The sequence below is a fragment of the Sphingomonas sp. BL-S-05 genome (genome assembly GCF_055521695.1).
On sequence record NZ_JBVFVS010000003.1, the window covers coordinates 66,044 to 79,184 of the forward strand.

At 65.2% G+C, this 13,141-nt stretch carries 12 protein-coding genes; 4 read left to right on the forward strand and 8 right to left on the reverse strand.

What is annotated here, in order from left to right; translation table 11 throughout:
* Positions 1 to 17 precede the first annotated feature (17 nt).
* Together ACZ1JS_RS18575 and traF are read right to left on the reverse strand one after the other, a co-directional pair.
* A complete protein-coding gene (locus ACZ1JS_RS18575) occupies positions 18 to 1,460 on the reverse strand; it encodes a conjugal transfer protein TraH (RefSeq protein WP_007406347.1) in 1,443 nt (480 codons plus the stop codon).
* Positions 1,460 to 2,368 (reverse strand): conjugal transfer protein TraF, encoded by a 909-nt coding sequence (traF, locus tag ACZ1JS_RS18580; RefSeq protein WP_066282994.1) that lies wholly within the window; start codon positions 2,366 to 2,368, stop codon positions 1,460 to 1,462. The genes ACZ1JS_RS18575 and traF overlap by 1 nt, the downstream gene beginning before the upstream one ends.
* 140 nt (positions 2,369 to 2,508) lie before the next feature.
* On the opposite strand from traF, the gene ACZ1JS_RS18585 reads away from it, so the two are divergent.
* Positions 2,509 to 3,519 (forward strand): P-loop nucleotide/nucleoside kinase family protein, encoded by a 1,011-nt coding sequence (locus ACZ1JS_RS18585; RefSeq protein WP_465168858.1) that lies wholly within the window; start codon positions 2,509 to 2,511, stop codon positions 3,517 to 3,519.
* Entirely contained in the window at positions 3,513 to 5,363 is a 1,851-nt protein-coding gene (locus tag ACZ1JS_RS18590) for a cation-translocating P-type ATPase (RefSeq protein ID WP_465168859.1), read from the forward strand. Before ACZ1JS_RS18585 ends, ACZ1JS_RS18590 begins: the two co-directional genes overlap by 7 nt.
* 60 nt (positions 5,364 to 5,423) lie before the next feature.
* Here the strand turns inward: ACZ1JS_RS18590 and ACZ1JS_RS18595 are convergent, their stop codons facing one another.
* Positions 5,424 to 6,248 (reverse strand): hypothetical protein, encoded by an 825-nt coding sequence (locus ACZ1JS_RS18595; RefSeq protein WP_465168860.1) that lies wholly within the window; start codon positions 6,246 to 6,248, stop codon positions 5,424 to 5,426.
* Positions 6,249 to 6,268: 20 nt separating this feature from the next.
* Positions 6,269 to 6,850: a recombinase family protein gene (locus ACZ1JS_RS18600; protein WP_007406331.1), complete on the reverse strand. Its 582-nt coding sequence runs from the start codon at positions 6,848 to 6,850 to the stop codon at positions 6,269 to 6,271.
* 164 nt (positions 6,851 to 7,014) lie between these two features.
* On the opposite strand from ACZ1JS_RS18600, the gene ACZ1JS_RS18605 reads away from it, so the two are divergent.
* Both ACZ1JS_RS18605 and ACZ1JS_RS18610 read left to right on the forward strand, forming a co-directional pair.
* The gene (locus ACZ1JS_RS18605) at positions 7,015 to 9,981 is read left to right on the forward strand and encodes a Tn3 family transposase (protein WP_018250482.1); all 2,967 of its coding nucleotides are present in this window, start codon (positions 7,015 to 7,017) and stop codon (positions 9,979 to 9,981) included.
* A 79-nt stretch (positions 9,982 to 10,060) separates the two neighbouring features.
* Positions 10,061 to 10,504 (forward strand): hypothetical protein, encoded by a 444-nt coding sequence (locus ACZ1JS_RS18610; protein ID WP_465168861.1) that lies wholly within the window; start codon positions 10,061 to 10,063, stop codon positions 10,502 to 10,504.
* A gap of 4 nt (positions 10,505 to 10,508) precedes the next feature.
* Here ACZ1JS_RS18610 and ACZ1JS_RS18615 read toward each other — a convergent pair whose 3' ends face one another.
* The 4 genes from ACZ1JS_RS18615 to ACZ1JS_RS18630 all read right to left on the reverse strand — a co-directional run bounded on the left by ACZ1JS_RS18615 (position 10,509) and on the right by ACZ1JS_RS18630 (position 12,952).
* Entirely contained in the window at positions 10,509 to 10,778 is a 270-nt protein-coding gene (locus ACZ1JS_RS18615) for a hypothetical protein (RefSeq protein WP_465168862.1), read from the reverse strand.
* 558 nt (positions 10,779 to 11,336) lie between these two features.
* Positions 11,337 to 11,600: a hypothetical protein gene (locus ACZ1JS_RS18620; protein ID WP_465168863.1), complete on the reverse strand. Its 264-nt coding sequence runs from the start codon at positions 11,598 to 11,600 to the stop codon at positions 11,337 to 11,339.
* A gap of 310 nt (positions 11,601 to 11,910) precedes the next feature.
* On the reverse strand, positions 11,911 to 12,387 hold the full coding sequence (locus ACZ1JS_RS18625; protein ID WP_465168864.1) for a YkgB family protein: 477 nt from the start codon (positions 12,385 to 12,387) through the stop codon (positions 11,911 to 11,913).
* A gap of 46 nt (positions 12,388 to 12,433) precedes the next feature.
* Complete coding sequence (locus tag ACZ1JS_RS18630; protein WP_465168865.1) at positions 12,434 to 12,952, reverse strand: MarR family winged helix-turn-helix transcriptional regulator; 519 nt, start codon at positions 12,950 to 12,952, stop codon at positions 12,434 to 12,436.
* Positions 12,953 to 13,141: the final 189 nt, after the last annotated feature.

Genomic DNA, 13,141 nt, shown 5'->3' on the forward strand with positions numbered 1-13,141 from the left:
CGCTCCCTTGCCGCCGTTTACCGCAAGCCCTGCGCGCTGAGGCCGCGTCCGAACCGGAGCGAAGCCGACAACTGCGGGCTCATGGTGTTCTTGAGGGTGGATTCCATGAACTGGGTGTACTGGATCACCCGGTAGGTATTGGAGATCTGCCCGGCCATCTTCTCGCTGCGCCGCGACAGCTCGGTCTTCACGCTGTCGACCTGGGCGCGCCACGCCTTGAACTCGTCGGTCGAGACGAACTTCGCGCCCGCCTGCGCCTGCGAGATCGTGTCCAGCATCCGGTCGAGCATCGACATCAGCATGTCGATCGCGACCATCTCGGCGAGCGTCGCGCGATCGCCGCCCGACAGGCCCATGTGCGCCGCCTCGTTGACGACAAGGATCTTGTAGAGCGGGATCGAGGTCATGCCCAACAGCGCGATCTCATCGCCCGACAGCGCGGCATTTGACCGGATCTTGCCCGACATGCTGTCCATCGCCTTGAGGACGCGCGTACGCAGCGCCTCGTTGGTCGAGATGCTCAGCTTGGTAGGCGTGGGCTTCAGACACCCCTTGTCGTCAGTGGTGTCGCACTGCCACACGTCAGTCGGCGCCGAGGCGGTGCCGTCGAGCAGCGCCTGATAGGTGTCCCAGCTGGCCGGCGCGATGAACTGGAACGCGCCCATGCTGTCCTTGGCCTTGGTCGCATCGTAGATGATCGTACCGACCATCGTCATGAGGAACTCGGCATATTCGCGGGACGGCTTGGTCGCGCTCTTGGCGTTCAGCGCATACCAGGTGTAGTTCTTCGACTGGACCAGCTCGGCATCGTCACCGGCCTTGGCGATCGTCGACTCCCGCTCGCCCTTGTTGGTGCAGCCGTGACGCGCCGCGGCCGCGTCGGAGAAGAAGCCCTTCGCCCCGCCGACCTGCTGACAGATCGTCGAGGACGCCCCGTCCATCGCCGGCCACAGCGAGCCGATCGCCTGCTGCGCCGCCTCGCAAGAGGACATGTTGAACGCGTTCAGCTGCTGCACGCGCTGGCTCATGTCCTTCATCACCCCGCCGATCTGCGCGGAGATGCTGTCGATCGCGAGCTGGAACGCGAAGCCGATCGCGTTGTTGGCGGTCGCCTTCAGCATCGCCACGATCTCATCGGCGTTGATGAACGAGAACGACCCCGCGAACAGGTCGATGCCGCCACAGCCGCCACGCGCGCTGGGAAGCGCGACGCTGACCGGGTTGATCGACTTCTGCGGAAAGCGGCTCCACAGCGAACCACCCGAATAATAGCCCGCCGACTGACCCTGGAAAGCGGTCGGGCCGGTCACGTTCGCGGCCGCGCCCGACTTGTTGAAATAGCTGTTCATCTCGCCCTGGACGTCGGCCATCGCCGGCGTAGCGACGAGACCTCCAATCGCGAGGATCATGCTGGCCTGCGCGAGAACCGCGGCGCAGAAGCGGACGATCGAGCGGACCATCAGAAGTCACTCCCGGGCTTGACGCTGGTCAGTGTGAAGATGCGGTTCATCACTTCGTCGGCCGCCATCACGCCGTAGCCGATCGGCATGGGCTGCTTGGTGACAGTGTCGAACAGCACAAGCGCGGGCACCTGCTGGCCGCGCATGCCCATCGCCTTGTACTGGCCGGTGTCGACCGTATAGTTCGGGAAGGCGCGGGTCGGCCCGCCATCGAGCGAGATTGCCATGACGGTCAGGCCGAAGCGATCCGACACACTGCGCATGATCGGCCCGAAGGTTTCGCACGCAGCACAGGCCGACGAGTAGAAATAGAACACGCCGTACCGCTGCGAGATCCGCGACAGCACGCGCTCTCGATCCGCATTACGGCTATCGAGCCAGGTCCGCTTGCCCAGCTGGTTGACCGGGCGCTGGAGCGTGTAGTCGAGGTCCGGGTTCTGCCAGATCGTACGCTGCCACATGTCCGCGAAAGAGGAGGCACGATCAAGCTGCTCGCGCTGGAAAGCGATATAATGGCTGATGTTCTCGGGCGTCGGCTCGAGGATCGCCCGCGCCTTCAGCTCCTCCAGCTGCTTCGAGATCGCCGCAAGCTGCTCGGCCGAGGACCGCGCGGGCTGCGCCGATCGCTGCTCGGCGGGCCTGGCCTTCGGCTTGTCGCAATAGAACCAGGTGCCGAGCCGCCGCTCGCGGCAGTAGAAGTCGTCCCCGGTCTGCGCCGCGACGCGGTCGGCCGATCCCAGATCGTCCGCGCTGCCATAGCTGTCCTGACCGCCATCGCGGCCGTCGTCACCGGCATCGCGGGTGGAGGACACCGAATCCGGCAGCGGCGTCAGGTCCTGCGCCGTCGCCGGCGTCAGCACGGGCGACGCGACCGAGAGGATGAGAGCGAGGGTCAGGGCCTTGCGCATGTCAGTCGTCCTTCTGTTTCTGCTTTTCGCGATCTTCCTGTTCGCGGCGGGTGAGGTAGGATTTGAGCGTCCCGAGGAGCGACGGCTCCTGAAGCGACACGAGCTGCGCCATGTCGTCTGCGAGGATGACGTCGGAGCGGATGCAGCTGATCGGCGGCTACCTCATGGAGGAATATGCGGTCGAGGCCGCAGCGCTGTTCAACCCCAGCATCGTCCCGCATCCCGATCAGTCGGGTACGCGGGCTGCATGCGGGCGGATGCGCCGGTGCCACGGCGACCTCCACCTGGCCAACGTGGCAGTGCTGGATGGCGCGCCCGTTCTCTTCGACTGTCTGGAGTTCAGCGAGGAACTGGCCACGGTCGATGTGCTCTACGACACCGCCTTCCTCATCATGGACCTGCTGCGCGTCGGTCTTCCGACCGCCGCAAGCATGTTGGCCAACCGCTACGTCGATCTGTCGCCGGAGGACGAAGCGGGTTGGACGCTCCTTCCGCTCTTCATGTCGCTGCGCGCTACGATCCGCGCTCATGTCCGGGCCTCGGCTGGAGACACGAATGATGCGTCGGACTACCTGCGCCTGGCTTCCACGGTGCTCGCAGACGAGCCAGCCCGCCTGATCGCGATCGGCGGCGGATCGGGAGCCGGCAAATCTACCCTGGCGAGACATATCGCCTCAGCTTTCGGCCCGCGCCCGGGTGCCCGCGTGTTGCGCAGCGACGTACTCCGTAAGCGGCTGGCCGGGGTGCCGCCTGAGACCCGCCTTCCACAAGACAGCTACACGCCGGAGGCGGGCGGAATGGTCTACGACCACATGTTTGCGCTCGCCGAGGAGCACCTCCGGCGTGGCTCCTCGGTGATCCTCGATGCGGCGTTTCTGTACCCGACCGAGAGGGCTGGGGCCGAAGCGCTCGCCGTCGCGGCAGGTGTTCGCTTCAGCGGGTTGTGGCTGAGCGTTGGTGAGAATGAGCGCATCCACAGGCTGGAGACGCGCCACAAGGACGCCTCCGACGCCGATACCAAGGTGGCGGCTGCGCAGGCGAGCCGGTTGGCCGACGTTCCGCCGACCTGGGCGGTCCTGGATGCTCATAGATCGCTGGACACGGTGACCCACGACGCGGAGGTGGCGATCCAAGGGGCGAAGCGATGCTGAGCGCCGCGTCGAGCCCTCCGCGTTCCGTTCATGGCGCTTCGCTCGACGAGGTTGCGCCTTGGCACGCTCTCTCGGTCGAGGACTGCCTGGCGCGGCTCGATACGCCAAAGGGTGGGCTCCACCCTGCGGCTGTGGAGGAACGGCGACGCCGCTGGGGGCTGAACGAGCTTCCGCGACCAAGAACGCCGTCCTGGGCCGAGCTGCTGCTTCGTCAGTTCCGCAGTCCACTGATCTACCTGCTCGTCGCTGCGACCGCTCTTTCACTGTGGATGGGGGAGCGGCTAGATGCCGGATTTATCGCGCTGGTGCTCCTGCTCAATGCGCTGATCGGCGCCGTGCAGGAGGGCCGGGCAGGCGCAAGTGCAGAAGCGTTGCAGCGGCTGGTCAAGCGTACGGCGCGGGTTGAGCGCGATGGAAGCATTCTGGAGCTCGACGCGGCGCAGCTCGTGCCCGGTGACCTGGTCCACCTGGAATCAGGGGGCGGTGTTCCTGCCGATCTGCGCATCGTGTCGGCAGCCCAGATCCGGGTGGATGAATCGCTGCTCACCGGCGAGGCGCTCCCGGCCGAGAAACACGCAGCCGCAGTGTCGCCGGGTGCGCCGCTGGGCGACCGCACGAGCATTCTGCATGCGGGCACCACCGTCCTCTCCGGTCGCGCGATCGGCGTCGTCGTAGCGACCGGCTCCAACACGGAACTGGGGAGGATCGACGCCTCCTTGCGCGCCGCGCCTCCCGCGCCGCCGCCGCTCATGCTCTATCTCGAGCGCCTTTCCCGGCAGATCGCCATCGCTACGGTGTCGGTGATCGCTATCCTGGCGCTCGCCATGCTGGCGCGGGACACTGCGCCGGGGGAAATCTTTCTGCTCGCAGTCGCACTCGCCGTGTCGGCGATCCCGGAGGGATTGCCGATCGCGGTCACCGTCGCTTTGGCCGTGGCGACGCGGCGAATGGCCGCGCGGAACGTGATCGTCCGGAGTCTGCCAGCGGTCGAGGGGCTCGGCGCCTGCACCCTGGTCGCCACGGACAAGACCGGTACGCTCACGCAGAACCGGTTATCCGTGGAAGCGGTCCTCGCGCCGGACGGCCGGACCTTGAGATCGACGGATTTGGCAGCCGAGAACGCCATCCCGCGCGAGGTCGCCCGGGCGGCCGCAGCGTGCAACGAGGCGAGTTGGACCGCTGGTGGCGAGCCGACCGGGGACAGCGTCGATGTCGCACTGCTCCGGTTCGCAGCCGAGGTCGGCGATGTCGAGGAAAGCACGCGCTTGGCGCTCTTCGCCTACGAGCCTGCCAACCGGTTCGCCAGCGTGGCCGTCAGGGCCGGAGACCGGATCCAGGTCTACGCGAAAGGTGCCGTCGAAACGATCCTCGCCATGTGCGATAGATCGAACGATCTTGCGGCATCGGCGGCTGGGCGGCTGGCGTGCGAAGGCTATCGCGTGCTCGCTCTGGCGGGCGCACGCGTAGACCAGCTTGACGCGATCGACTTGGCCGCTCCTAAGGGTCTCGAATTGATCGGCTGCGTGGCGCTGATCGACCCGCTGCGGCCGGAGGCGGCCGACGCGGTGAGGCGGTGCGCGAACGCCGGGATCGACGTGCGGATGGTCACGGGCGATCATCCGCAGACGGCGCTGACGATCGCACGCCAGCTCGGCCTTGCGAGGGACGGCGACCATGCCCTGACGGGAAGCCGCATCGCCGAACTGTCGGGCGACCCGGAAGCGCTGGGCCGAGAGATTCGAAGCGCACGGGTATTCGGGGGCACCTCAAGGTTTGTCATATGGACAGCGGCAGTCGGAACAAATGGTCAACAAAAGCCTGAGCGTTGCCGCAAAGTATATTAAGTTTCGTGGGTTTGTGAGGTTGGACGAGTTGGAAGTTACCGGATCACCTCTCGTGATGTTTCACCCGCGGAGCTCGTAGTAGACGATCTGCCATCCATTCTTGGGACCGCGCCACTGGGTGATCTGAAAGCTATGGGCTTGTGCAGACCCGTCCAGGACGCGGCTACTCCACCGTAGCGTTCCATCGTAACTGCTTCCGGACGATAACGCACCCGCTATGCGCCGAATGGGCAGCTTGGCGGGGAGCCTGCGGATGCGTCGGCCATCGTTGCCGACAAAGATAACGTCTTCGGCCACGCTTCGTCTTGGAACAGCCAACCAGTCGACCTGTTTGCCGGCCTGCTCCTGTCGCAAAACAGACGCGATCTCTTTCGCATCGCTAACGGCTTGGATTTGGAGCTGTTCATTGGTGAGTTTTGCCGAGCACTCAGGTTCGATCGCTTGTAAACTTTCTGCCGCTAATGCCTTCGATCCATCCCGACGATAGTCGTCGATTTCCCAGCGCCACCCCTCAGCACTGTTCCGCCAAAGCGTCTTATATGATCCAACTCGATTTCCGCCATCGTACAGCCCGCCGATAACAACTGCCGACCCGCTCGGATCACAGGACGGAAAGACAAGTTCGGGTCTGCGCTCGGCATGGCTCTCGACACTCATCATTGTGAGCCACCACCTTCGGCTACTCTCGGCTGCTTGCAACATGCTGGCCACAGATGGAGAGCGCGCGGTTTCGGGCGCATGTTGTATTGGCCAGGGGTCGCTTTGTGGACCGAAACTGCGTGCCGCTGCCTGACGGCCACTGGCAAGTACAGCTTCCGAGTAGGCCCGCTCCGCCTCCAGCGCGGAATTCGGCGAACTTGCCGCTAGTAGAAGCGCGAAGATCATGGCGAAATCCTACTCCTCAATCAACGTGTCGAGCGATGTACGGGCATCTGCGCCGGATGGTTGAGCGCCCGATAGAGCGTGGCATGATGACACTTCAGCAGCTTCGCCGCTTCGCGCACCGATGTGCCTTCGCCGACGAGACGCTGTCCGAGCGCGATCTGGTCCGGAGTGAGCTTGGGCTTACGCCCGAACTTCACGCCGCGCGCCATGGCTGCCGCGCGGCCGGAACTGGTACGCTGGTGGATCAGCTCGCGCTCGAACTCCGCGATGCCGGCGAACACGGTGAGCACCATGCGTCCCGCAGGCGTGGTCGTGTCGGCCCAGGGCTCGGCGAGCGAGCGCAGCCCCGCTCCCGCCTCGTTCAGCTTCTCGGCGATGTCGAGCAGGTCGCGCGTCGACCGCGCTAGGCGATCGAGCCGGGTGACCACAACCACGTCGTCGTCGCGCAGCTGCTCCAGCATCCGGTCGAGTTCCGGTCGGGCGCGCTTGGCGCCGGACACCTTCTCCTCGAATGTCCGCCGGCATCCGGCCGCCTTCAGTGCCGTCTTTTGAAGCGTGAGATCCTGATCGTCGGTAGATACGCGCGCATAGCCGAGGAGCATGTCGCAGATGTGCATTGGAACACGGCTGATTAGCAACAGACATTTGCGACAGCGTCCGCCCTCGTGGCGTGACCGGTCAGGGCCGCTGTCGCGAAACTTGAGAGTTACGCGACACCTCGCACGTGTCGGCCATAAACTATACGCTCCCGGACAGGGGGTGATCGATGGCCAGACGCGATCTGTTAACGGGCGACGAACGCCGCGCGTTGTTCGGCGTGCCCCTCGACCATGCCTCGCTCGCCAAGCATTACACGGTTGCCGATGAGGACCGGCCACTGATCGAAGCGAAGCGCGGCGACGCCAACCGGCTCGGCTTCGCGCTGCACCTCGCCCTGCTGCGTCATCCCGGCTTCGGCATACGCCACGACGATGTCGTCCCCGATTTTCTGATCCGGCACCTGGCCGCGCAACTCGACATCGCGCCCACAGCGTTCGAGGGCTACGCGCATCGCGCCCAGACCCGGCTCGAACACGCCTGGGAGGCGATGGAGCGTTTGCGCCTGCGCGCGTTCGAGGCGGCCGACGTCCCCGGCGCGCTCGGCGCAGCCACCCGCGCGGCGGAAGCGACCGAACGGGGCAAGCCGATCGCCGCGGCAGTGCTGGGCCATTTGCGTGCTGCCCGGATCGTTCTGCCCGCGCCCGCCCGTATCGAGCGGATCGGGGTGGCGGGGCGCGCCATGGCGCGCCGCCTCGCGGCCGACACGCTGGTCGATGCGCTTGCTCCGGAGCAGGTGACGGGGCTGGATGCGTTGCTGATCGTGGACCAGGATCGCAGCACGACGCCGCTCGCGTGGCTGCGCGACACGTCGGACAGCCCGACCGCGCGCAATCTCGCCGGCATTCTCGCCCGGCTCGCGCACGTGCGCCGGCTCGGGCTCGACCCGGGCATGGCCGGCCGCATCCACGAGCACCGCTTCGAGCAGCTCGTGCGCGAAGGCCACGTCGCGCCCGCGTTCCTCCTGTCCGACTACTCGCTCCGCAGAAGGCGCGCGACACTCGCCGCAGCCGTCATCGACCTGGAAGCGCGGCTCGCGGACGCCGCGATCGAGATGTTCGGCAAGCAGACCGGCCTCCTGTTCGCCAGGGCCAGGGCCGCGCAGAAGCGCGGCATCGAGGCGACCACACGCGACGTGAACCGGCTCATGCGGCTGCTGGGCGCCACGGTCGGCGCACTCCGGGTCGCGCGCGAGGACGGGTTGGACGTCTGGGCGGCGCTCGACGACGGGGTGGGCTGGACGAGGCTTCTGGACGCCGAGAGCGAGGCGACCGCGATCGCCGACCTGACTCGCGACGAGCCGCTGATCCGCGCGGCGGGGCGCTACATGACGATGCGGCGCTACGCGCCCGCGTTTTTTGACGCGTTCCGGTTCAAGGCGGCAGGCTCGCGCGACGGCGTGCTCGGCGCGATCAAGGTCGTGCGCGCGCTGAACGCGACCGGGCGGCGAGACGTACCGGCCGATGCGCCCATGCCGTTTTCCAGAAAATGGAAGGCGGCGATCACCGAGGGCGGCGTCATCGACCGCCGTCGCTACGAAACCGCCACGGTCGCGACCGTGCGCGAGCGGCTCCAATCGGGCGACCTGTGGGTGGAGGGTACGCGCGAACACCTGCGCTTCGACAGCTATATGCTCCCGCCCGGCAAAGCGGCCGAGATCGCGCTCACGCTGCCGTTCGACACCGACGTCGGCCGCTACTTGGAGGGGCGCGCCAGGCTGCTCGACTGGCGGTTGCGCCGGTTCGCAGGCTCGCTGAAGCGCGGCACGCTCGACGGCGTGGAGCTGCGGGGCGGTAACCTCAGGGTCAGCCCGCTCGCGGCCGTAACGCCCGCTGCGGCCGACAGGCTGGACGCGGCCGTCGACCGGCTCATGCCCCGCGTGCGCATCACCGAGCTGCTCGCCGAGGTGGAAGCCCGCACCGGGTTCCTGTGCGCATTTCCGGAACTGCGCTCGGGCCGCGCCCACTCCAACCCGCAGGCCGTGCTCGCCGCGATCCTGGCAGACGCGACGAACCTCGGCATCGAGCGCATGGCCAACGCCAGCCAGGGCGTCACCTACGCCCAGCTCGCCTGGACGCATGGCTGGTACGTATCGGAAGAGAATTACGCGGCAGGGCTGCGCCATCTGGTGGACGCGCAAGCCGCGCTGCCGCTCACGCGCGTGTGGGGCGACGGCACCGCGTCGAGCTCGGACGGGCAGTTCTTCCGCTCGGGCAGGCGGGGCGCGGCCGGCAGCACCAACGCGCGCTACGACCGGGAGCCGGGGCAGAAGATCTACGCCCATGTCGCCGATACCTACGCGCCCTACCATGTCCGGCTGATCTCGGCGACCGCGGCGGAGGCGCCCTATGTGCTGGACGGGCTGGTCGCGCACGGCTGCGGCATCGAACCCGCGACCCACTATGCCGATACGGGCGGCGCGTCCGACCACGTGTTCGCGCTCGCGCACCTACTCGGCTTCCGGTTCGTGCCCCGCCTGCGCGATCTAGCCGATCGCCGGCTCGGCCTGTTCCCGGGCACGGCCCGCCCCGAGGCGCTCGCGAAGCTGATCGGGCGCCCGTTCAACATCGCTGCCATCCGCGAAAGCTGGGACGAGATCGTCCGGCTCGCCGCGTCCGTGAAGGCCGGCGTGGTGCTACCGTCGGTCATGCTGAAGAAGCTGGCCGCGTACCGTCGCCAGAACCGGCTCGACTTCGCGCTCCAGGAGCTGGGCCGGATCGAGCGCACCCTGTTCACGCTCGACTGGCTAGAATCCAGGGCGCTCCGCCAGCAGTGTCAGGCTGGGCTCAACAAGGGCGAGGCGCGTCACACGCTCGCCCAAGCCGTGTTCGTCCACAAACAGGGCCGCCTGCGCGATCCGCAGTTCGAGAACCAGGCGCTGAAAGCGTCCGGGCTGACGCTGGTCACCGCCGCGATCGTGTACTGGAACACGCTTTACATGGGCCGCGCCGTCGAGCATCTGCGCGCCAGCGGCGAGCCCGCGCCCGACGAGCTGCTCGCCCATGTAGCCCCGCTAGGCTGGCGACACATCAGCCTGACCGGCGATTACCTCTGGCAAAACGCCGCTGCCGAGCTCGATCAAGACGGCTACCGCGCACTCAACATCGCCGGCGGACCCGGAGCCAAGGTGGCCTGAGCCGCCCTGTTCGCTACCTGTTCAGCTTACCGCTGTCCGTGTCACAAACCTTGAGGTGCTCCCCTTTACTGGAAACCCGGTGAAAGGGCCGTTTTTAGTGATGATCGTCGCTGGCGAGTATCCGGAAGCGCACGGTTACGCACCGCTGCGCGCATATGCTCAACCAATCCTTTCGGGTCATCGCTTCATCCCGGTCAACTCCGAGTTCGAACGAGACGTCCTGCGCGCGCTTCTGAAAGCGAGACCGCAGTTAGCCGAGGACGGAATCGATATTCTGATCGAGAAGCCGGTATTTGACCACCTCACCCCCGCCGGCCCCTGCCGACCCGATTTTCTCATTGAGGCGCGTTCACGCAAGACGGGCGAGATCAGGCAGTTGGTCCTGCAGGTCTCGGAGTTCGCGGCGCCCGAGGATCAACAGCGCGACAAACTTCGCTGCATAGCGCCGCTGCTGACCATCTCGCCCACCGGATGGGAAGCGGGGAGCTTGGCGGCTCGGCTGTCGGCCGCCCTCGCGCTATAAACGCTTAGCTCCAGCTCAAGGTCAAACCGAACGAGCAGACAATCGCGAGCGTCACGGGCGTCGAAAGCAGATAGAGCTTCTGCCACCGCCACCAGGTCTTCGGGACGAACAGGGCCACATCCTTGGGCCCGCGAAGCTGAGTCCAGACCTCCTCGCGCCAAAGCCGGATGGCCAGAACGACGATCGCCAAAGCGATCGCGATTGCACAGCATAATGCGGTCGCGGAATAGAGCGCCATCCAATTGATCATTTCGGCTTCGCTCAGATGGGCCATGGTCAACCTCGCCTACGCCGACAGGAATGCCTGTTGATTGACACGGTTCCGAGCCGGTCCGCAGCCTCTTATCCGCAAATAATAACGAGATTGGTCACGGCCTTCGGAGAAGCGCGGATGCCAGCTGCGAGTAGCTGCGAGGATGTATGTGGTCCACAGTGGCAAAACGGATAAGGTCGACGGTCTCATCACCGTACCGTGCCGCCACCGAACTGACGACGTAAGCTTGGGTGCGAGCGTAGGGAAGTAGCCAGATCACACGGCGGAAGCAGATGCTGCCGCGAATGCGGTAGAGCGTTCTGGCGAGAGATGCTCCTGGCGCATCGTTCGAACCCATCGCAAAGACGCAACTACCGTAACTCTTGTCCGGCTTCCTCCAACGCAGGATTTGCGCGGCCGTCGCACGTTCGACCGCCTGAACATCGCAATGCCGAGCATACCGCTCATTGATTGCCTTCGCTGCGCCAAGTCCGATGCTATCGCCCAGAATAAGGCATTCAAACACAGGTCACCCCTTTTCGCTTGAGGCGATCGGATTGCCGCGTATGGCGCGACAGACTAGCGTTCGACAGGGTCGCGGGCTGACCCCAACGCCTTGCGCAACTCCGACACGTCAGCGTCGATAATAGCATAGAGGTCGTCGTCATTGTGTCCGAAGAACGCTCTCACCTTTGTTTCGCCATCCGTAGGCGGTGCAGTTGATCCCATGCGGTCGGGCCATCTCGCCTCGATGAAGCTGATGAGCTGGCTCCAAGCCGCGGGTTGGGTCGAATGAATGCTGAGGAGTGGAACGCCCTCTATTATGATGGCGAGGATCGTCACTTGCATGGTTTCGTACACTCCCCTTGATCAGTGCCGAGGATGGGAATGAAGGATCATCCATCCGGCTCGTCATCCGTCTGACTATTGCCGACGAGCGCTCCTCAACCGCCGTGCCGCGCTGAGATCAATTACCCAGGCCGTTCCGCGCTGGCGCCTAAGGTCTGGCGATTGAGATGACAGGCGCCGCTTGGACTTCGAGGAAGGCTCGGGTTTGCAATCACCGGCGATCCGATGCCTCTGCCGCCGGCAGACGCTGACGCGGTTGACGGTCTTATTCCGCAGATCGCCGGCGAACATCGGATTACGCCAACTACGCTGGCCGCCGATCTACCGAGTTCAAGAACAACACGAGCGATGCTGCTAGGAGAACGGCATCCTTGAGCAAGAACTGGCCCGGCGCGGCCGAAATGGCGGGGAAACCTCCGGCGCTTGCCTCCGCGACCCCTGGAGTGGTCACGAAGAATGTCAGTGTAATCAGGTAGGTGGCCGCGGACATCAGGGCACCAAGCGCTGAGAAGATCGGACGAAACGCGCCAAGGGTTAGAGCCGCGGCCGTCGAAAGCTCAATGACTCCGACGAAGTAGCTCTGCCCCTGCATCCCGAACATTCCAAGCCAGCTCATCAGCGGGCTGTGGCCGATAAACGGGGCAATCCCTTCAGCCTCGTACATGGTGAACTTCATGCCGCCGAACCATAGAAAGACCAGGACGAGCGCCCACCGCAACAGCGCCAAGTCCCTTCGGTTCTCCTCGGCAACATGAAAGCGATAACGGTTCAGGAAATGCATCCGAAGCTCCTTGGGTAATTACGCCAGATACTGGAACATGAGGAACTCAATGGCGCCGCGTGCCCATCGGGCAGCCCACGCATCGTGCCTGATCGCAAAACCGACACGTCGACACGGCGCTCTGTGGATCATCGAGCAAGGAAGTGAGGATGGTGTCCGCGATCCGTTCCAGAACTATGCGGTCGTTGGCACTCACCCGAACTAACAAGCCGGCCACCGCTGCATTCCTGAGTCCGAGAAGTTTACTTCGTTCGGCCTGGCCTCGCCCCGTCAGCGTAATATGCGCGACGCGACGATCAGACGGCGACTGCGACTTCCCTACGAATCCCTGGTCATCCAGCCTCTCGACGACGCGGACAGTTCCAGCGTGTGAGAGCCGCAGTATCCGGCTGATCTGATCTATCGACATTCCTGGCTCATGACCGATCGCGATCAGCGCGGCGGCGGTTTCCCCGCCCGCGGTAAATGCTTGAGCGATCGCGATCCGCACTCGATCGGAGACAGCCTGAGCGAGTGCGCCGAAGACATTGATCAATCGATCTGAAGGCTCGTCCATCATCATCATGACTCGACAAGGTATATGCGCCACGCATACACATTCGAACGATCGCTGTCGAGGTTTGACGCGTGCCTGTTTCACCGGCTGCTCGGACCGCGTGGCCGCTGGGCACGCTGTGAGATCGCAAACCTGCTGCCGCCGGGACGACCCGCGAGCCCTACCATTAGCAGGCTTAACTCAGCGCGTTGTCGTAGA